Origin of the sequence: Novosphingobium sp. (genome assembly GCF_965214355.1) — a bacterium.
In the GTDB taxonomy this organism is placed as follows: Bacteria; Pseudomonadota; Alphaproteobacteria; order Sphingomonadales; family Sphingomonadaceae; genus Novosphingobium.
The window spans coordinates 2,118,971-2,138,497 of sequence record NZ_CBDCBI010000002.1; the positions used below are offsets into that span (position 1 = coordinate 2,118,971).

A 19,527-nucleotide genomic window follows, 5' to 3' on the forward strand; every position below is an offset into this window, starting at 1 on the left:
TTATGGCGGCGTCAGCGCGGAATTTCGACATAGTCGAGCCGGATCATCGCATCCATCATCGTCCCGGCATACAGGGGCGGGACGGGCAGGGTGCCCAGCGCCCAGGTCATGATGTCGACGTCTTCTTCCTCGACCATGCGTTCGAACAGGTCGATGTCGGACTCGCTCCATGTCGCATGATGCCGATCGAAAAAGCACCCGATCATGTAATCCGCTTCGCGCGTGCCCCGGTGCCAGGCGCGGAATTTCAATCGGCGAAGACGGTCGCTGGTTTGCATCGCCGTCGCCTAGGCCAAAGGGGCGGCGGCTGCAACATTTGCGACGTTTGTCGCGTTGCTTCTCGCATGAGCGTTCGCCCCAACCTACGTCATCCCGGGCTTGACCCGGGATTGTGCTTTTTCTCTACGCAGCCTGTCTGGGCTGCGTATGCCGGGGCGCGGTTACGCGCGTGTACACGCGTCACCGGATCGGTTGGCGCAAAAAGAAGCACAATCCCGGATCAAGTCCGGGATGACGTGGGGTGATGGAGTTTCAAGATCATCAGGCGTGCCGCAATTTATGGTTACGGTCGCGCCATCGGTTCTTCCCCCAACTTGGCGAAGACCACGGTGGCGCAACGCCGCACCCCCGGTTAAGGATCGGCGACCATGCGGCCCGATCTGCTCAATCCCCTGTTTGCCGAGAGCGCTGGCCTGAAAGGTGTCGGGCCGGGGCTCGCGCGTCCGCTCGACCGGCTCGGGCTGACGCGGGTGCGCGATCTGGCGTATCATCTGCCCGACCGGTTCGTGGCGCGGCGGGTGGTGGCGCGACTCGACGATGCGGCGGTGGGCGAAAATATCGTGATCGCGCTGACCATCCGCGAGCATCGTGCCGCTGCTGGTCGCGGTCCGCTGCGCGTGATGGCGCAAGACGACACGGGCGACGTGATCGCGCTGACATTTTTTGGCCGCGCGTCGTATTCGGCGCGCAAGAGCCTGCCGAGCGGAGAGCGGCGCTGGGTGGCAGGGCGGCTCGACCAGTTTGGCCAGCAGCGCCAGATCGTCCATCCCGATCATATCGCCGAAGACAGCAGCGCGCTCGCCGGGCAATTGATCGAGCCGGTCTATCCGCTGTCCGACGGCCTGACGCAGGGTCGCATTGCCGCGCTGGTGGCGCAGGCGCTCGATCATCTGCCCGACCTGCCCGAATGGATCGAGCCCGGCCTGCTGGCGCGCGAAGGTTGGCCGACTTGGCGAGAGGCGCTGATCGCGGCGCACAAGGGCGAGGACAAGGCAGCGCGCGATCGCCTGGCTTATGACGAACTGCTCGCGCAAAGCCTGGCGCTGATGCTGGTGCGCGCCGGCAACCGTGCGCGGCGCGGTGTGCCGCTGCGCGGCAATGGCACCTTGCGCGACCGGCTGAACCTGCCGTTTTCGCTGACCGGCGCGCAGACCCGCGCGATTGCCGAGATCGAGGGCGATGTGGCGCAGGGCGCGCCGATGTTGCGCCTGCTGCAGGGCGACGTCGGTTCGGGCAAGACTGCGGTCGCCTTGCACGCGATGCTGATCGCGGTGGAAGCGGGAACGCAGGCGGCGCTGCTGGCGCCGACCGAGATTCTGGCGCGACAGCATGGCGAGACGCTGGCGCGGATGGCGGCGGGCACCGGGGTTACCGTCGCCCTGCTGACGGGGCGCGACAAGGGCAAGGCGCGCGAGGCGACGCTGATGGGTCTGATCGACGGGTCGATCCAGATCTGCGTCGGCACGCATGCGATCTTTCAGGAGGCGGTGGCCTACAAGAACCTGGCGCTGGTGGTGATCGACGAGCAGCATCGGTTCGGCGTGGGGCAGCGGCTGTTGTTGACGCAAAAGGCGCGGACCACCGCGCATTGCCTGGCGATGACGGCGACCCCGATCCCGCGCACGCTGACGTTGGCGCAATATGGCGAAATGGATGTGTCACGGCTCGACGAAATGCCGCCCGGGCGACAGCCGATCGATACCCGCGTGGTATCAACCGATCGGCTTGACGAGGTCATCGCCGGTGTCGGGCGCCACATTGCCGCAGGGGGCCAGGCCTATTGGGTGTGCCCGATGGTGCGTGAGCTGGAAACGCAGGACATCGCCGCCGCCGAGGCGCGCCATGCGCAATTGAAGGAACGCTTCGGCGCCGGTGTCGAACTGGTCCACGGCCAGATGCGGCCCGAACACAAAGACGCCGGCATGGAACGTTTTGCGCGCGGGGATGCCGGCCTGCTGGTGGCAACGACAGTGATCGAAGTCGGCGTCGACGTGCCCAATGCGACGTTGATGGTGATCGAGCAGGCCGAACGCTTTGGCCTGGCGCAATTGCACCAATTGCGCGGGCGAGTCGGGCGCGGCAGCGGCAAATCGACGTGCCTGCTGCTGCGCGGCGACGCGTTGTCGGAAACCGGGCGCGAGCGCCTGGCGTTGATGCGCGAATCGCAAGACGGGTTTCGCCTGGCCGAAGAAGATTTGCGGCTGCGCGGCGGCGGGGAATTGCTCGGCACGCGCCAGTCGGGCGATACGCCGTTTCGCGTGGCCAATTTCGAACAGATCGCCCGGTTGCTGCACGTGGCGCACGACGACGCGCGGCTGCTGATGGAACGTGATGGTGGCCTCGACAGCCCGCGCGGCGAGGCGGCGCGGACCTTGCTGTATCTGTTCGAGCGCGACTGGGGCGTGCAATTGCTGCGCGGCGGCTAGCACATTGCCCATCCGGGCACAGGCGCCGGCTGCCCATTCCGCCTATTGTAGGCACATGAACCCTATTCCCCCCAACGCGCGCCTGCTCGGTCTGGCCGGGCTCCTGCCTCAACTTGCGGCCTTGCTGGCTGTGCTGAAAGGCGGACCCGCCGCGTGGACTGCGCTCGGACTGGCGTATGGCTATGCCGCGCTGATCTTCAGTTTTCTGGGTGGAATATGGTGGGGAATCGGGCTGGCACTGCCGCAAATGCCGCGCTGGATATTCATCGCGGCGGTCACGCCCAGCCTGATCGCGCTGGCGCTGTGGTTTCCGTGGATGATGGGCTGGTCGTGGCCGGGTCCCGAGCTGATTACGCTCGGCCTGCTGCTTGCGGCATCGCCTCTGGTTGACCGCGCGATCGGGTTTGCGCCTGCCGGGTGGATGCGGTTGCGCTGGCAATTGTCGCTGGGGCTGGGCGGGCTGTCGGTGCTGATCGGCCTGATCGGATAACACCGGCCGCGCCCGGAACAGGCGCGACCGGCCCGGCGCTTATTTCGCTTTTTCGAACGCGGCGCTGATCTTGAGATGCACCGTATCGCTGACGACCGGCACATATTTCGACACGCCGAAATCGGAACGGTTGAGCTCACCCGTGGCATCGAAACCGACGGTATAGGCCTTGCTCATCGGGTTGCTGCCGGCGCCATGGAAATGCGCGGACAGCACCAGCGGCTTGGTGACGCCGTGCAGCGTGATCTGGCCGTGGATCTGGGCGGTTTCGGGCCCGGTGCGGATCACTTTGTCCGACACGAAGCGGATCGCGGGATACTTTGCGGCGTCGAACCAGTCGGCACTGGTCAATTCGCCATCCAGTTTGGCATTGGTCGTCGAGATACCGGCAACGGGTAGCGAAATATCGAGCCGGGTGGCACCCAGCGCCCTGGGATCGAGCGTCATCGTGCCGGTCGCGTTGGGGATCACGCCGAAAAACGTACTGAAACCGAAATGGTCGACACTGAATTCGACGAGCGTGTGGTGGCTTTCCACGACGTAACTGCCGGCTTCGACCATGGCAGCGGTCGGCCTGCCAGCGGTTGGCCTTGGAGTCTGCGCGACAATGGCAGCCGGCGCGCCGGCAAGCATGGCGGCGGCGATCATGAGGGACAATTTGAGACGCATATCGAATACTCCTGCAAAAGGGGAAAGTTCAGGCGAGACTGGCGATCGCTGCCTTGGCTTCGGTCACGGCGGCGGCGGCGGCTTCAGGGCCGAACGCAAGGCCTTCTGCCGTCACGGTTTCGACATCGGTCATGCCAAGGAAGCTGAGCAACGCCTTCGTGTGCGCGATGGCAAACGGAAAATGCGCGGCCTCGTCGTATTTGCCGGCGCGCGCATGGGCCAGAATGGCGTGCTTGCCCTTGACCAGGCCTTCTGGGCCGGCGGCGCTGTACTGGAACGTGGTCCCGGCGCGCGCGACATAGTCGAACCAGGCCTTCAGCGTCGACGGCATGCCGAAATTGTACAGCGGCAGGCCGATCACGATCGTATCGGCAGCAAACAGCTCGGTGATCAGCGTATCCTGCAATGCGCGCGCTTCGACAAAATCGTCGCCTTCGGGCGCCTGGCGGCCGATCCCGGCCAGGCTGGCCGACGTGACATGCGGCACCGGCGCCGTGTCGAGATTGCGCTCCACGACGGTCGCATCGGGATGCGCGGCAAGATACGCATCGATCAGGGCATTGCTGACCGAGGCGTCGCCGGTGGCGGCGCTGCGGATGGCAAGAATTTTGGTCATCGTCATAGTCCTTTGAAATGCGACATCGGCCGATTGGGACCTAACGCGATAATGTCCGATGGACAGTGCCGAAATTTGCACACCAACGCTGCCGAAATCGACAATTGCGTCTTTGTCGATCGGGGTCGTGTCGGCGTGCAATGTGGCAGGGTGAATACGAAGGCTGGCAACGAACCATCACATGACGGCGTGAAAGGCTTTTCCGACCCCGGCTGTGACCGCCATTGCCAATGTCCCGAACACCACCACCCGCACGACGCCGGGCAGGATCGCGGCACCACCGGCGCGCGCACCAAGCGCTCCGAGCACGGCGAGCATCGCAATCGACACGCCGAACAGCGCGTAAAGGACAGTCGGCGCGGTGAAATAGACCCCGGCCAGCAGCGGCGCGATACCGCCGGAAATAAAGCTCAGTGCCGAAGCGGCGGCTGCCTGGAACGGATTTGCCGCATTGTGCTCGGTAATCCCGAGTTCGTCACGGGCATGCGCGTCGAGTGCATCGGTTTTCGTCAAAGCCCGCGCCACCTCGTTCGCCAGATTCTGGTCCAGCCCCCGTTCGCGGTAGATCCGCGCGAGTTCATCGAATTCGCGGCGCGGATGCCGTTCGAGCGCGCGCTTTTCGCGGTCAAGATCCGCGTTTTCGGAATCCGCCTGGCTTGAAACGGAGACATATTCGCCCGCGGCCATCGACATCGCACCCGCCGCGATCCCCGCCACGCCGGTCAGGATCAGCTGACTGGGTGAAACCGACGCTGCCGCCACGCCGGCCATCAGGCTCGCCGTCGACAAGAGCCCGTCATTGGCGCCCAGCACGGCGGCGCGCAACCATCCGGCGCGATTGGTATAGTGACCCTCGCCGATTTCATGATCAGGCGCGTCGTGCGCTGCAGCCTTCGACGCATCGGTATCCAGCGCTAAGGCAGATTGGGTCATACAGCAGTCTCCATCGGCTTGGTCGCCGATGACGCATCAACGCCCGTTTTCCTGTCGGGTTCCTGCTGCCCGAAATGCCCAGGAGATGGCCCGCCGAACCGGGGCCCGCGCACGGTTCAATCAGAACCATGGAGCGCTGTCTTTATGACACCTAAGGTATTGCAATATTGGTCGGGGAGAGAGGATTCGAACCTCCGGCCCCTGCCACCCGAAGACAGTGCTCTACCAGGCTGAGCTACTCCCCGACCGAATGCAGATATGCGACTTTCGCCGCCCGTCTGCGAGGCAGGCGCGCGATATACGCAGCGCCCCGCCGCGTGGCAAGCCGGAAAAGACGATGCCCCGCGTCGCGCATTCCACAACAAACCATCGCTTTGCGCTTGGGCGAACCGCATCTGGCGCGCTAAGTCTGGGGGCATGCCGAGCCTCCATTATGAAACGCAGTACCTCGACCTGATGCGCCATATCTGGACGCAGGGCAACGAACGGGTCGATCGCACCGGGGTCGGCACGCGGTCGGTGTTCGGCACGCAATTGCGGTTCGACCTGTCGCAGGGCCAGATGCCGTTGCTGACGACCAAGCGCGTCTATTGGAAAACCGCAACGCGCGAATTCCTGTGGTTTCTGACCGCCGACACCAATATCCGCACGCTGTGCGCACAAGGCGTGGAAATCTGGACCGACTGGCCGCTCGCCCGCTACCGCCGCGAAACCGGGGACGCCATCGATCGCGCGGCGTTTTCGCGGCGGATTGTCGACGATCCCGATTTTGCCGCGCAATGGGGCGATCTGGGCCCGGTCTATGGCAAGCAATGGGTCGACTGGCCGATGTACGAGGCCGCAGGCGACGGCCTGTTTCGCAAGCGTGCGCATGGCGTGAACCAGATTGCCGAGCTGGTGCACGGGTTGCGCACCAATCCCGGCAGTCGGCGGCACATCGTCGAAGGGTGGAATGTCGCCGAGCTCGATCAGATGGCGCTGCCGCCGTGCCACAAGACCTATCAGTTCCATGTTGCCGACGGGCGGCTGTCGGGCGTGATGTACCAGCGCAGTTGCGATGTCGCGCTGGGCCTGCCGTTCAATCTGTGGGGCGCGGCGCTGTTCATCGCGATGGTGGCGCAGCAATGCGACCTGCAACCCGGTGAACTGGTGTGGATGGGCGGCGATACGCATCTCTATCTTAACCATGCCGATCTGGTCGAGGCGCAGCTGGCACGCGTGCCTGCGGGCGCGCCGCGCATGACGATCGCGCGGCGGCCCGACACCATTTTCGACTATACGATCGACGATTTTGCGGTGCATGATTATCATCCGCAAGGGCATCTGGCAGCGCCCGTCGCCGTCTGATGCGCGTCGATTGACCGGTCTGCGGTCTTGTAATATAATTACGCCATCATAAAATAATCAATCGCACGCGAGTCTCGACGTGGAAACTTCCGGAGCAGGATCGGCATGACCGAAGGCAATCTGCCAAAGCTGACGCTGCATGTGCCCGAGCCGCGCTACCGGCCGGGCGACGTCGTCGATTACAGCAGTCTGGCGATCCCGCCGGCAGGCGCACAGCCGCGACCCGACGAGACGTGCGCGCCTGTCGATACGCATCCGCTGTGCCTCGATATGGTGCGCGTGCTGGGCGATGACGATCGCGCACATGGGCCGTGGAATCCCGGGCTCGATGCCGCAACGCTGATCCGCATGCTGCGCCTGATGGCGCTGACCCGCGCGTTCGATGCGCGGATGGTGCGCGCGCAGCGCCAGGGCAAGACCAGTTTCTATATGAAATGCTCGGGCGAAGAGGCGACCTCGATCGCGACCGCGATGGCGCTGGCGAGCGACGACATGGTGTTCCCGAGTTACCGCCAGCAGGGGGTGTTCCTCGCGCGCGGCGTGCCGATGACCGAAATGGTCAACCAGATATTCTCGAACCGGGCCGACACGCTGAAAGGGCGGCAATTGCCGATCATGTATTCGGCGCGCGACCAGTCGATGTTCTCGATCTCGGGCAACCTGGCGACCCAGTATCCGCAGGCGGTGGGGTGGGCGATGGCCAGCGCGATAAAGAACGACAGCCGCATCGCCACCGCATTCCTGGGCGAGGGATCTAGCGCCGAAGGCGATTTTCATTCCGCGCTGACGTTTGCCGCAGTCTACAATGCGCCAGTCGTGTTCAACCTGATCAACAACCAGTGGGCAATCTCCAGCTTTTCCGGCTTTGCCGGCAGCGAGCGCACGACTTTTGCCGCGCGCGCGATCGGCTATGGCATCGCGGGTCTGCGCATCGATGGCAACGATCCGCTGGCGGTGTTTGCCGCGGTGCGCTGGGCCGCCGACCGCGCGCGGGCGAACGCGGGGCCGACGTTGATCGAGCATTTCACCTATCGCGCCGAGGGGCATTCGACATCCGACGATCCCGGGCAGTATCGCTCCACGGCCGAGGGCAGCGACTGGCCGCTGGGCGATCCGGTCAATCGCCTGATGCGCCACCTGATCGCGCTGGGCGTGTGGGATGCCGAAAAGCACGCAGGCATGGATGCCGAAGTCGATACCGAAGTGCGCGCCGCCGTCCGCGCCGCCGAAGCCAACGGCACATTGGGGCATGGATTGCACCACCCGTTCCGCACGATGTTCGAAGACGTGTTCGAAACGCTGCCCTGGCACCTGGTCGAACAAAGCGAACAGGCGATCCACGAACGCCGCGTCAAATGGCCCGACTGGAGCGATGATGCCGATGTGGGAGACGCCCGATGACTGATCTGTCCGCGCCCGACCCCGAGGGCACCCGCCGCATGTCGATGATCGAGGCGATCAACGATGCGCTCGACGTGATGATGGACCGCGATCCCGATGTCGTGATCATGGGGGAAGACGTCGGCTATTTCGGCGGCGTGTTTCGCGCGACCGCCGGCCTGCAGAAAAAGTACGGCAAGACGCGCGTATTCGATACGCCGATTTCGGAATGCGGGATCATTGGCGTCGCGGTGGGGATGGGGGCCTATGGTTTGCGCCCGGTGCCCGAAATCCAGTTTGCCGATTATATCTATCCCGGCCTCGATCAGCTGGTGTCGGAGGCAGCGCGGCTGCGCTATCGCTCGGCGGGGCAATTCACTGCGCCGATGACCGTGCGCACGCCGTTTGGCGGCGGCATTTTCGGCGGACAGACCCACAGTCAGAGCCCCGAGGCACTGTTCACGCATGTCGCGGGGATCAAGACCGTGGTGCCGAGCACGCCGCACGACGCCAAGGGCCTGCTGATCGCGGCAATCGAAGACAACGATCCGGTGATCTTCTTCGAGCCCAAGCGCTTGTACAACGGGCCGTTCAGCGGGCACTATGACGAACCGGCCGTGCCCTGGGCGCGCCATCCCGACAGTGTGGTGCCGGCCGGGCACTACCGCGTGCCGCTGGGTCAGGCGCGGATCGTGCGCGAGGGCGAGGCGGTGACCGTGCTGGCCTATGGCACGATGGTCCATGTCGTGCGCGAAGTGGCCGAGCGGCAGGGGATCGACGCCGAAGTGATCGACTTGCGCACGCTGGTGCCGCTCGACATCGGGGCCATCGTCAAGTCCGTGAACAAGACCGGCAAATGCCTGATCGTCCACGAAGCGACGCGCACCGGCGGATTTGGCGCCGAATTGAGCGCGCTGGTGCAGGAACGCTGCTTCCACGCGCTGGAAGCGCCGATCGAGCGCGTTACCGGGTTCGACACGCCGTATCCACACAGCCTGGAATGGGCGTATTTTCCCGGGCCAGTGCGGATCGGCGAGGCGTTTGCCCGCCTGATTGCCGCGTAATGTTCAGCTTTAGTCGGGTGACCGTATCATGAGCCGTTATACCTTCCGCCTCCCCGATATCGGCGAGGGCATTGCCGAGGCCGAAATCGTCGCCTGGCATATCAAGATCGGCGATATCGTGGCCGAGGATGGCCCGCTGGCCGATGTGATGACCGACAAGGCGACGGTCGAAATGGAAAGCCCGGTCGCCGGGCGCGTGGTCGAGATTGCCGGAGACGTTGGCGACCGGATCGCGATCGGCTCTGCGCTGGTGGTGATCGAGATCGAGGGCGATGGCGATGGCGATGCGGCCCAAGCTGCGTCTGCACCTGCGGCTACACCTGTGCCGGTGAAGGCCGAAACGCCGAAGCCTGTCGCAACGCCCGAGCCTGTGGCCGCACCGCCCCCGCCGCCTGTTGCGGCTCCGGCACCCGCTGCGCCCACTGCGCGCGTGCTGGCCAGTCCGGCGGTGCGTGCGCGTGCGCAAGATCTGGGGATCGACCTGGCCAAGGTCCAGCCCGGGCCCGAGGGGCGCGTGCGCCACGGTGATCTCGACCAGTATATCGCCTATAACGCCGGCGGATTTGCGCCGGCAGGGGCAAAGCGTGCCGACGAGGCGATCAAGGTCATCGGCATGCGCCGCCGGATCGCCGACAACATGGCGGCGTCGAAGCGCAATATTCCGCATTTTTCCTACGTCGAGGAAATCGACGTGACCGAGCTCGAACGCGTCCGCGCCGAACTGAATGCAGCGCACAGCGGCCGGGGCAAGCTGACGCTGCTGCCGTTCATGATCACCGCGATCTGCCGCGCGGTGCCCGATTTCCCGATGATCAATGCGCGCTACGACGATGAGGCCGGTGTGGTCACGCGCTATGGCGCGGTGCATCTGGGGCTGGCGACGCAGACGCCCGGCGGTCTGATGGTCCCGGTGATCCGCGATGCGCAGGATCGCAATCTTTGGCAGCTCGCGCGCGAAATCGGTCGCCTGGCCGAAGCGGCGCGCAATGGTTCGATCGCGGCCGGCGAAATGTCGGGCTCGACGCTGACGGTGACCAGCCTGGGACCTTTGGGCGGCATTGCGACAACACCGGTCATCAATCGGCCCGAAGTCGCGATCATCGGGCCAAACCGGATCGTCGAACGGCCGATGTTCGTGCCCGACGGTCACGGCGGCGAACGCCTGGCCAAGCGCAAACTGATGAACCTGTCGATCAGCTGCGACCACCGCGTGGTCGATGGCTGGGACGCGGCGAGCTTTGTCCAGGCGATGCGCAAACTGATCGAGGCGCCGTCGCTGCTGCTGGTGTAGTACGCGCACCAAACCCCACCGCTATGGGACAGGGTCAGAAATCTACCGCACTGTCCCGCGATAGGTGATCTGGCCCGTACCGCCCGGCACGCGCCAGCGGACATGCGTGACATCGCCGGGCAGGGCATGGCGCCAGCCATCGCCATCGTGCACCATCAACGCGCCCAGCGGCCCCCACGCATGCCCGCCATCGACCGAAACATCCTCGGACGGCGTGCCCAGGCCCGCCTGATACGCAACACTGCGCGGCACCGGATTGACCACGGTAAAGCCCTGGCGATCGCCGCCGGACCAGCTGACCACGAACACCAGCCTGTCGCCCGGATGCAGCGCATCGGTGCGCTCGAGAATGCGTGCCCGGCGCCCGCCCGGGGCCGGTTCGAACCGTTCGACAAACACATCGCCAGCCAGCTGCACTTTGGCGGGATTACGCGCCTGATCGGCACCTGGGCCGGGTGCCGCGACGACCGCGACAGGCATCGCGCCGGCAATCATCCACAGGCTGTCTCGTATGCGCAAAGGCTTGCCCCCAAACCACGAATTCCTGTCGCTTCGCTACCCTATCGTGGCGAAGATCCCGTTAACGACAGGATGCGACGGCGGTGTCGGCAAAAAGTTTTATGGTGCTTTGTTGACAGGCAAGGTGGGGTGCCATAGAGGAGCCGGCTCCCAAGCGGGAACGCGGGTGTAGCTCAGTTGGTTAGAGTGCCGGCCTGTCACGCCGGAGGTCGCGGGTTCAAGTCCCGTCACTCGCGCCATTACCGCTTTTTGGGACATACATGCCATGGCTGTGCGGGTGTAGCTCAGTTGGTTAGAGTGCCGGCCTGTCACGCCGGAGGTCGCGGGTTCAAGTCCCGTCACTCGCGCCATGGCCTGGTGATATCGAACCTGTTTGGCAACGCTCAGCGGTTATGCGACCGGGCTCACGATGCCGGCGCAGACCAGCGGCCGGTTTCCATCCAGATCAGAAATCGTCTCAGCGGCAGCAGCCAGATCGTGCCCAGCACCAGATAGACCAGCGTCTGCGCCAGCACAGGCCATGTGCTCAGCATTCCACCCAGTTGTGCCACCAGCATGGCGTAGACCCCAAGCACCAGCAGCAATCCGAGAATGCCGACCGGCTTGCGCCAGGTCGGGCGGCGCGCGTCGATATCGGTGTCGATCATGTGCTTGCGCTTTCGAATGGGCCATGCAGCCGGGTAGGCGTAATGACCGCGCTCAGCGGCAGGTCATGGTCCTCGTTCGGCAGATCATCGACCAGCTGGCAATCCCACGCCAGGCCGATCGCGATCGTGCCGGGATGCGCGGCCAGCCAGCGGTCGTAATGTCCGCCGCCCTGGCCGAGCCGGGCGCCGGCATCGGTAAACCCGACCAGCGGCACGAACAGCACATCGGGCGTGAGTGCGGGCGCAGCGGCGGCAGGCTGCGCCACGCCAAACGCACCCGGCTCGAGCAATTCATCGAGATGCGGTGATGTCCACTGGCGAAACACCATCGCGCTGTCGCGATCGGCGAACCACGGCAGGGCAATCTTGTGGCCGGCCTCGTGAAAATACCGCGCATAGCCAAGCGCTGGCGCTTCGCCGTGCGCGGCGACATACAGCCCGATGGTGGCTGTTGCAGGGATCATCGACAGCAAGGCGGCGGGCGGGCGCATCAGCACCAGCGCCAGAATGCGCGGATCGAGCGCATCGGCATGCGCACGACGAGCCGCGCGCAGCGATTTGCGCAACGCAGACTTGGAAAACGCCGTGTCGGTCCCGGGCCTGGGCGTTGCATTATCGGGCGTGAGGTCGCTCATCCGCGTCCTGATCAATCTAGGGGGGTGACGGGCCCACCATGGGTCGTTTGCTCGGAAAATCCTCTGACGCGCTCACGTCAGGTGGGGACCATGTGTCCCGGACCAAGATCCGGGCCAGGGACAGCCCCCAAGGATTGCTTATAGCCTCAGGGATATTCATGCGGCTCGTACCGGGCAGAACCCGTCGCCTGTGTATTTAGGGTGTCTGTGGCCAATGCTCAAGCCTTGCGGCAAGCTTTTCCACGCGATCGGCCAGCACGGCGACACGAGCGACCACTTCGGGTGCAATTTCGGCAATGACAGGCACAGGTGCCGCAACGGCCGGGGCAGTGGCTGGGGCAGGGGCAGGGGCAGGGGCAGCTGCCACAGGAGGCTTTCCTTGCAACGTGTGCAATTCGTCCGCCAGCATCAGCGCGGTGACCAGCAGCATCCGCGCCTCGGTCTGGCCCTGGCCGACACCGAGTTTGCTGACGCGCTCGTCGATCATGCCTGCCAGCATCCGCAGATGCGGTTCTTCGTCCGCACCGACCGAAATCACGTGATTACGCCCGCCAATCGACAGCGAGACGTTACGCGGTGCTCTATCGCTCATGACGGATCCGCCTGATCGGGGGCTTTCTGGGGCAGATTGGCAAGCAACAGATCCAGTTGCTGCAATTCGTTGCTGACCGTATCTTTCAGCCGCCGGTGCCGCGCTTTCAGCGCTTCCAGCTCGGTCAGTGCGGCATCGCGCGCGGTGGCGGCCTGTTCCAGCCGGTCCAGCGCCAGTGCAATCCGGTCGAGATCGTCATGCAGATTTTCGGGGCTCGCATTGGATGTCATGCATCTGTCGCTAGCACATCGCGGGGCCTGCGCAAGCGTCACGCGCCGGGGCGTGCAATGGCCACCGTCGTGCCCGCAGCCATGCCTTTCGAAACACGCGCACGGTTGACAGCGCAAACGTATTTCCGCCAATGCATAGGAATGCACAAGTTGCTCCGCTGCGTGCCGCATGGCACGTCGTCCCAACCTTGACGGTGGTTGCGCCCTGTCCCAAGACGCCCCTGCCGAATCAGTCCCACGCGCGCTTGGCGGCGCGCCACATCAGGTTGCCCCCATCGGTATGACACGTGAATTTTCCGGCTCGTCCAATGTCACGCCCGCCTTCACGCCCATGGCAAACGCCATCCGCGCGCTTGCGATGGATGCCGTCCAGGCTGCCAATTCGGGGCATCCCGGCATGCCGATGGGCATGGCCGATGTCGCCACGGTGTTGTGGTCGCAATTCCTGAAGTTCGATCCCGATGCACCGCGCTGGCCCGATCGCGACCGGTTCATCCTGTCGGCGGGCCATGGCTCGATGCTGTTGTATTCGGCGCTGTATCTGACAGGTTATGCCAAGCCGGCGCTCGACGACATCCGCAAATTTCGGCAGCTCGACAGCGTTTGCGCCGGACATCCCGAAAACTTTCTCATCCCCGGCGCCGAATGCACCACCGGGCCTTTGGGCCAGGGCTTTGCCATGGCGGTCGGCATGGCAATCGCCGAGCGCCACCTGAACGCCGAATTCGGCGATGCGCTGGTCGACCACCGCACCTGGGTGATCGCTGGCGACGGCTGCCTGATGGAAGGCATCAACCACGAAGCGGTGGGCCTTGCGGGCACGCTCGGGCTGGGCCGGCTGAACGTACTGTGGGATGACAACCGCATCACGATCGACGGCGATACCAGCCTGTCGACCGTGGAAGACATCCCCGCGCGCTATCGCGCCAGTGGCTGGCACGTGACGTCGTGCGATGGCTATGACCACGCCGATATCGCACGCGCCATGGCCGAGGCTCTGGCCGATCCGCGCCCCTCGCTGATCGCGTGCCACACGATCATCGGCAAGGGCGCGCCTAACAAACAGGGCAGCCACACTGTCCACGGCAGCCCGCTCGGCGCGGAAGAAATCGCCGCAGCGCGCAAAAATCTGGGCTGGACAGCGGCGCCGTTCGAGATCCCTGCTGAAATCCTCGACGATTGGCGTGCCACCGGCGATCGCGGACGCAAGGCCCACTCTGAATGGGAAGCGGCGACTGCTGCACACCCGCAGCGAGCCGCATTCGATGCACGCATGGCGGGCGACCTGCCCGACATGAGCCAGGCGACCGCCGCATTCGCCACCTGGTTTGCCGAACCCCGCAAAGTCGCAACGCGCAAGGCGTCGGAACTGTCGCTCGAAGTGCTGGCGCCGGTGGTGCCCGCGCTGTTCGGTGGCTCGGCCGATCTTACGGGGTCGAACCTCACCCAGGTCAAATCGACGCCGTCGTTCGGCAAGAACGCCTATGGCGGCCGGCATGTCCACTACGGCATCCGCGAATTCGGCATGGCCGCCGCGATGAACGGCGCCGCGCTGCACGGCGGTCTGATCCCCTATGGCGGCACGTTCCTGGTGTTTTCGGATTATTGCCGCAATGCGATCCGCCTGTCGGCGCTGCAGCATGCGCGGGTCATCTATGTGATGACGCACGATTCCATCGGGCTTGGCGAAGACGGCCCGACGCATCAGCCGGTCGAGCATGTGATGAGCCTGCGCCTGATCCCCAATCTGCATGTGTTTCGCCCGGCCGATATCATCGAAACCGCGGAGTGCTGGCAGATTGCAGTCGCCACCCACGGCCCTTCGCTGCTCGCGCTGTCGCGCCAGAACCTGCCGCAAGTGCCGCGCGACACGACCGAAAACCGCAGTGCCAAAGGCGCCTATCGCCTGGTCGCCGCAACCGCCGCGCGCAAGGTCGTGCTGGTCGCGACCGGGTCCGAAGTTGAAATCGCGATGAAGACCGCCGCTGCGCTCGAAGTGCAGGGGATCGGCGCCGATGTCGTGTCGATGCCGTGTTCGGAACTGTTCGATGGCCAGGATGCAGCCTATCGCGCCGACGTGCTGCCCAAAGACGTGCTCAAGGTCTCGATCGAGGCCGGCGTCACGATGGGCTGGCAGAAATATGTCGGCGACGGCCTGACCGTCGGCATCGACACCTTTGGCGCATCGGCGCCTGCCGATCAGCTTTACGATCATTTCGGCCTGACCGCCGACAAGATCGTCCCGCAAATTCTCGCCCGGATCGCATAAGCCGGCACACCCAACTCTACGCAAGGAACGGATCATGGCCATCAAAGTCGCAATCAACGGTTTCGGCCGCATCGGCCGCAATGTCGCGCGCGCCATCCTCGAGCGCCCCGATTGCGGGCTGGAACTGGTCGCGATCAACGATTTGGCCAGCGCCGAAGCCAATGCCCGCCTGTTCAAGCGCGACAGCGTCCACGGCGCGTATCCCGGCACGGTCGAAGTCGATGGCACCGACCTGATCATTGATGGACACCGGATCAAGGTGACGGCCGAGCGCGACCCGGCCAAACTGCCGCACGGCGTGGATGGCGTTGACATTGCGCTGGAATGCACCGGCTTTTTCGCCGATCGCGCCGGCGGGCAGAAGCACCTCGATGCCGGCGCCAAGCGCGTGCTGATCTCGGCGCCGGGCAAGGATGTCGACCTGACGGTGGTCTACGGCGTGAACCACGAGAAGCTCGACGGCAGCCATCTGATCGTGTCGAACGCCTCGTGCACCACCAACTGCCTCGCGCCGCTTGCCAAAGTGCTGAATGACAGCATCGGCATCGAGCGCGGGCTGATGACCACGATCCACAGCTATACCAACGACCAGAAGATCCTCGATCAGATCCATTCGGACCCGCGCCGCGCCCGCGCCGCCGCGATGAACATGATCCCCACCACCACCGGTGCCGCGCGCGCCGTGGGTGAAGTGCTGCCCGAACTCAAGGGCAAGCTCGATGGCTCGTCGATCCGCGTGCCGACACCCAACGTGTCGGTCGTCGATCTGACTTTTACGCCCAAGCGCGACACGACCGCCGCCGAAGTCAACGAACTGCTGAAAGCGGCAGCCGAAGGCCCGCTGAAGGGCGTGCTGGCCTATACCACCGAGCCGCTGGTTTCGATCGATTTCAATCACGATCCGGCCTCGTCGACGATCGACAGCCTGGAAACCAGCGTGATCGACGGCAAACTGGTGCGCGTGCTGTCATGGTACGACAACGAATGGGGTTTTTCGAACCGCATGGTCGACACCGCCGGCGTCATGGGGCGCAGCCTCTAAAAAAATCCTCCCCGGGACGGGGAGGGGGACCACGCGAAGCGGTGGTGGAGGGGCGGTGCCTCATGATGCCAACATCGCGATGACGCGTTGAACCCATTCGCTGCCGCGCCCGGTCCCTGGTGACCCACGCGAACGCCACCGATAGCCGAGAGGCCCCTCCACCACGCTGCGCGCGGTCCCCCTCCCCCAAGGGGGAGGATTAGGAAAAACAGTATGACTTTCAAGACGCTGGATGACCTGGGCGACCTCACTGGCAAAGCCGTGCTGGTGCGCGAAGACCTCAACGTGCCGATGGCCGATGGCCGCGTGACCGATGCCACGCGCCTGCGCGCCACGGTGCAGACGCTGGCCGAACTCGCCGACAAAGGCGCCAAAGTGCTGGTGCTGGCGCATTTCGGGCGCCCCAAAGGCACCGCCAGCGCGGCCAATTCGCTACAGCAGATCGTGCCCGCGTTGCAGGACGTACTCGGCCGCCCGGTCGGGTTCATCGCCGATTGCGCGGGGCCCGTCGCCGAGGCGGCCGTGGCCGATCTTGCGCCCGGATCGATCACCGTGCTGGAAAACACGCGCTTCCACGCGGGCGAGGAAACCAACGATCCGGCGCTGGTTGCTGCGATCGCCAGGCTTGGCGATGCCTATGTCAACGATGCGTTTTCGGCAGCACACCGCGCGCATGCCTCGACCGAAGGCCTGGCGCATGTCCTGCCCGCTTATGCCGGGCGCGCGATGCAGGCCGAACTCGTCGCGCTGGAACGCGCGCTGGGCAATCCCGAGCATCCGGTGGCAGCCGTCGTCGGCGGCGCCAAAGTGTCGTCGAAGCTTGACGTGCTGCAACATCTGGTGGGCCAGGTCGATCACCTGATCATCGGGGGCGGCATGGCCAATACGTTTCTGGCCGCGCGCGGCATCGACGTCGGCAAATCGCTATGCGAACATGATCTGAAAGACACTGCCGAAGCGATCCTCGATGCTGCGGACAAGGCCGGATGCACCGTGCACCTGCCATACGACGCGCTGGTGTCGACCACCTTTGCCGCCAATCCGCCGTCGCTGCGCGTGACGAACGTGCATGAAGTGGCGGCCGACGAAATGATCCTCGACGTGGGACCTCAGGCGACCGAAGCGCTGGCCGATGTGTTGAAGACATGCCGCACGCTGGTGTGGAACGGCCCGCTGGGCGCATTCGAAATGGAACCGTTCGACACCGCAACCGTCGCCCTGGCACGATCGGCAGCAGCCTTATGCAAGGAAGGCGCACTGATCTGCGTCGCCGGCGGCGGCGACACGGTCGCCGCGCTCAACCATGCCGGTGTTGCAGGCGATTTCTCGTATGTCTCGACCGCTGGCGGTGCATTTCTGGAATGGATGGAAGGCAAGGAATTGCCTGGCGTCGCAGCGCTGAACACCTGAAAATGCCCTCCCTTGGGGGAGGGCATTACATGGTGCCGGACGCTACCGTGCCACAAAAGCCGCAGTGGTTGTCGTTGCGGAAACCGGCTCTCGCAACAGCGGCAGCAGAAGCGTGTTCAGATCGTCGATATCGAACGCCCCGGCTTTGGCATAGCGCAACACCCCCGCGCGATCGATGATGAAATTCGTCGGCACACCGCCCAGCGGGGCATAAGGCCCTTTCAACCGGTGCACCGGGATCAGCGCCATTGCCGCGAACAATTTACGCATCTGGTATTCCGGTACCGAATCTTCTGTGGTTGCGGCCAGCACGACCAGTCCGTGATCTTTCTGAAAGCGATAAAAGCCATCGAGCAGCGGCAATTCCTTGCGGCACGGCACGCACCATGTCGCCCAGAAATTGATTACCACGACCTGCCCGCGCAACGAGGCAAGGTCGAATTTCGCGTGGCTGACCGTTTCGATCTGCGCATCGGGCGCAGGTTGGCCGACTTTGGGCGTTGCCGCGACCGCAGGCACGGCCAGCAAGAGGGCCGTCAGGATTGGAAAAAAGCGCATTGATCCCCCACATGGCAGGATGCAATGACGCCCGATATTGCGCGGGGCGTCAAGCGATCGTGGTGCAAAAAGACGATAAGGCCTGTGTTGCGCTGCAACCAACTTGGCGCTAGGACGATGCAAGCGCATAGGTATGCATCGGCCGGGCGGTACGCGCGCCCGGCATCCGACTGCCATATCGATCCTTAGGGAAAGCACGGAAAAACTGGTTATGAACCACGCCGAACAGACACAGAAAATTGCCGCAGGCCAAGGCTTTATCGCTGCGCTGGATCAGTCTGGCGGATCGACGCCAAAGGCGCTCAAGGCCTATGGCGTTGCGGACGATGCCTGGTCGAACGACACCGAAATGTACGCGTTGATTCACGCGATGCGCACCCGCATCATCACCGCGCCATCGTTCAGCAGCGGAAAGATCATCGGCGCAATCCTGTTCGAACGCACGATGGATGGCCAGATCGACGGCCAGCCGGTGCCGAGCGTGTTGACCGCGCAGGGCATCGTGCCGTTCCTGAAGATCGACAAGGGCCTCGAAGACGAAGCCGACGGCGTGCAGCTGATGAAACCGATCCCCGGCCTGGCCGACTTGCTCGCCCGCGCCAAAGGCCTCGGTGTGTTCGGCACGAAGGAGCGCTCGGTCATCAATTCGGCGAATGCCAAGGGCATCGCCGCGATCGTCAAGCAGCAGTTCGCCGTCGCGCAAGAGGTGCTCGATGCCGGCCTGATGCCGATCCTCGAGCCGGAAACGAACATCAAGAGCACCACCCGCGCCGAGTGCGACGCACTGCTGACCAGCGAAATCCTGGCCGCGCTGAACGCCCTGCCCGCTGGCGTCAAAGTCATGCTCAAGCTGTCGTTGCCGGCAGTACCTGGCACTTATGCGCCGTTGATCGCGCATCCTGCCGTGCTGAAAGTCGTGGCGCTGTCGGGTGGTTATGCGCGGGCCGAGGCCTGTGCCGAGCTGGCCAAAAATCCCGGGATTATCGCCAGCTTCAGCCGCGCGTTGCTCGATGATCTGCGCGTGGACATGACCGACGCGCAGTTCGACGCGACGCTTGGCACCGCGATCGACGAAATCTATGCCGGCTCGACTGTAAAGAGCGCGCCTGTCGCTGCTTGATCTTCACGAG

At 64.4% G+C, this 19,527-nt stretch carries 20 protein-coding genes and 3 tRNA genes; 12 read left to right on the plus strand and 11 right to left on the minus strand.

The genetic code is table 11. From position 1 onward, the window contains the following. Positions 1–11: 11 nt before the first annotated feature. Entirely contained in the window at positions 12–278 is a 267-nt protein-coding gene (locus tag ACOOE2_RS10020; protein ID WP_420382870.1) for a succinate dehydrogenase assembly factor 2, read from the minus strand. A gap of 369 nt (positions 279–647) precedes the next feature. Between ACOOE2_RS10020 and recG the strand changes: the two genes are divergently transcribed. Further along, entirely contained in the window at positions 648–2,705 is a 2,058-nt protein-coding gene (gene recG, locus ACOOE2_RS10025) for an ATP-dependent DNA helicase RecG (protein ID WP_420382871.1), read from the plus strand. Positions 2,706–2,760: 55 nt separating this feature from the next. Then, positions 2,761–3,195 carry a DUF3429 domain-containing protein gene (locus tag ACOOE2_RS10030; protein ID WP_420382872.1) on the plus strand — a complete coding sequence of 145 codons (435 nt, stop codon included), beginning with the start codon at positions 2,761–2,763 and terminating at the stop codon, positions 3,193–3,195. Between the two features lie 39 nt (positions 3,196–3,234). On the opposite strand, the gene ACOOE2_RS10035 is transcribed toward ACOOE2_RS10030, so the two are convergent. From ACOOE2_RS10035 to ACOOE2_RS10050, 4 genes are all read right to left on the minus strand, one after another. Continuing rightward, the gene (locus ACOOE2_RS10035; protein WP_420382873.1) at positions 3,235–3,864 is read right to left on the minus strand and encodes a YceI family protein; all 630 of its coding nucleotides are present in this window, start codon (positions 3,862–3,864) and stop codon (positions 3,235–3,237) included. Between the two features lie 28 nt (positions 3,865–3,892). Continuing rightward, the gene (locus ACOOE2_RS10040; protein WP_420382874.1) at positions 3,893–4,480 is read right to left on the minus strand and encodes an FMN-dependent NADH-azoreductase; all 588 of its coding nucleotides are present in this window, start codon (positions 4,478–4,480) and stop codon (positions 3,893–3,895) included. Positions 4,481–4,657: 177 nt separating this feature from the next. After that, positions 4,658–5,413 (minus strand): VIT1/CCC1 transporter family protein, encoded by a 756-nt coding sequence (locus ACOOE2_RS10045; protein ID WP_420382875.1) that lies wholly within the window; start codon positions 5,411–5,413, stop codon positions 4,658–4,660. Between the two features lie 168 nt (positions 5,414–5,581). Continuing rightward, positions 5,582–5,658: transfer RNA gene (locus ACOOE2_RS10050), tRNA-Pro, on the minus strand. Positions 5,659–5,830: 172 nt separating this feature from the next. On the opposite strand from ACOOE2_RS10050, the gene thyA reads away from it, so the two are divergent. The 4 genes from thyA (at position 5,831) to ACOOE2_RS10070 (ending at position 10,495) form a co-directional block, all read left to right on the plus strand. Next, positions 5,831–6,760 carry a thymidylate synthase gene (gene thyA / locus ACOOE2_RS10055; protein WP_420382876.1) on the plus strand — a complete coding sequence of 310 codons (930 nt, stop codon included), beginning with the start codon at positions 5,831–5,833 and terminating at the stop codon, positions 6,758–6,760. Between the two features lie 105 nt (positions 6,761–6,865). Then, positions 6,866–8,161, plus strand: a complete 1,296-nt coding sequence (locus tag ACOOE2_RS10060) for a 3-methyl-2-oxobutanoate dehydrogenase (2-methylpropanoyl-transferring) subunit alpha (protein ID WP_420382877.1) — start codon at positions 6,866–6,868, stop codon at positions 8,159–8,161. Next, entirely contained in the window at positions 8,158–9,204 is a 1,047-nt protein-coding gene (locus ACOOE2_RS10065; RefSeq protein ID WP_420382878.1) for an alpha-ketoacid dehydrogenase subunit beta, read from the plus strand. The genes ACOOE2_RS10060 and ACOOE2_RS10065 overlap by 4 nt, the downstream gene beginning before the upstream one ends. Before the next feature lie 28 nt (positions 9,205–9,232). Next, entirely contained in the window at positions 9,233–10,495 is a 1,263-nt protein-coding gene (locus ACOOE2_RS10070; RefSeq protein ID WP_420382879.1) for a dihydrolipoamide acetyltransferase family protein, read from the plus strand. Positions 10,496–10,537: 42 nt separating this feature from the next. Here the strand turns inward: ACOOE2_RS10070 and ACOOE2_RS10075 are convergent, their stop codons facing one another. Then, positions 10,538–11,014 carry a hypothetical protein gene (locus tag ACOOE2_RS10075; protein WP_420382880.1) on the minus strand — a complete coding sequence of 159 codons (477 nt, stop codon included), beginning with the start codon at positions 11,012–11,014 and terminating at the stop codon, positions 10,538–10,540. A 162-nt stretch (positions 11,015–11,176) separates the two neighbouring features. Here ACOOE2_RS10075 and ACOOE2_RS10080 point away from each other — a divergent pair. Both ACOOE2_RS10080 and ACOOE2_RS10085 read left to right on the plus strand, forming a co-directional pair. Then, a tRNA-Asp gene (locus tag ACOOE2_RS10080) sits at positions 11,177–11,253 on the plus strand. A gap of 34 nt (positions 11,254–11,287) precedes the next feature. Continuing rightward, positions 11,288–11,364, plus strand: a tRNA-Asp gene (locus tag ACOOE2_RS10085). A gap of 54 nt (positions 11,365–11,418) precedes the next feature. Here ACOOE2_RS10085 and ACOOE2_RS10090 read toward each other — a convergent pair. The 4 genes from ACOOE2_RS10090 to ACOOE2_RS10105 form a co-directional block, all read right to left on the minus strand. Beyond that, complete coding sequence (locus ACOOE2_RS10090; RefSeq protein ID WP_420382881.1) at positions 11,419–11,661, minus strand: DUF2842 domain-containing protein; 243 nt, start codon at positions 11,659–11,661, stop codon at positions 11,419–11,421. Next, the gene (locus ACOOE2_RS10095; RefSeq protein WP_420382882.1) at positions 11,658–12,296 is read right to left on the minus strand and encodes a 5-formyltetrahydrofolate cyclo-ligase; all 639 of its coding nucleotides are present in this window, start codon (positions 12,294–12,296) and stop codon (positions 11,658–11,660) included. The genes ACOOE2_RS10090 and ACOOE2_RS10095 overlap by 4 nt, the downstream gene beginning before the upstream one ends. A 196-nt stretch (positions 12,297–12,492) precedes the next feature. After that, on the minus strand, positions 12,493–12,888 hold the full coding sequence (locus ACOOE2_RS10100; protein ID WP_420382883.1) for a cell division protein ZapA: 396 nt from the start codon (positions 12,886–12,888) through the stop codon (positions 12,493–12,495). Continuing rightward, complete coding sequence (locus ACOOE2_RS10105; RefSeq protein ID WP_420382884.1) at positions 12,885–13,118, minus strand: hypothetical protein; 234 nt, start codon at positions 13,116–13,118, stop codon at positions 12,885–12,887. Before ACOOE2_RS10105 ends, ACOOE2_RS10100 begins: the two co-directional genes overlap by 4 nt. 280 nt (positions 13,119–13,398) lie before the next feature. On the opposite strand from ACOOE2_RS10105, the gene tkt reads away from it, so the two are divergent. The 3 genes from tkt (at position 13,399) to ACOOE2_RS10120 (ending at position 17,839) form a co-directional block, all read left to right on the plus strand. After that, on the plus strand, positions 13,399–15,387 hold the full coding sequence (gene tkt / locus ACOOE2_RS10110) for a transketolase (RefSeq protein WP_420382885.1): 1,989 nt from the start codon (positions 13,399–13,401) through the stop codon (positions 15,385–15,387). Positions 15,388–15,421: 34 nt separating this feature from the next. Beyond that, positions 15,422–16,429 carry a type I glyceraldehyde-3-phosphate dehydrogenase gene (gene gap, locus ACOOE2_RS10115; protein WP_420382886.1) on the plus strand — a complete coding sequence of 336 codons (1,008 nt, stop codon included), beginning with the start codon at positions 15,422–15,424 and terminating at the stop codon, positions 16,427–16,429. A gap of 213 nt (positions 16,430–16,642) precedes the next feature. After that, positions 16,643–17,839, plus strand: coding sequence for a phosphoglycerate kinase (locus ACOOE2_RS10120; RefSeq protein WP_420382887.1), 1,197 nt, complete (start codon positions 16,643–16,645; stop codon positions 17,837–17,839). Between the two features lie 42 nt (positions 17,840–17,881). Here ACOOE2_RS10120 and ACOOE2_RS10125 read toward each other — a convergent pair whose 3' ends face one another. Then, a complete protein-coding gene (locus ACOOE2_RS10125) occupies positions 17,882–18,397 on the minus strand; it encodes a TlpA family protein disulfide reductase (protein WP_420382888.1) in 516 nt (171 codons plus the stop codon). Positions 18,398–18,608: 211 nt separating this feature from the next. Between ACOOE2_RS10125 and ACOOE2_RS10130 the strand changes: the two genes are divergently transcribed. Continuing rightward, on the plus strand, positions 18,609–19,517 hold the full coding sequence (locus ACOOE2_RS10130; protein ID WP_420382889.1) for a fructose bisphosphate aldolase: 909 nt from the start codon (positions 18,609–18,611) through the stop codon (positions 19,515–19,517). Positions 19,518–19,527 lie beyond the last annotated feature (10 nt).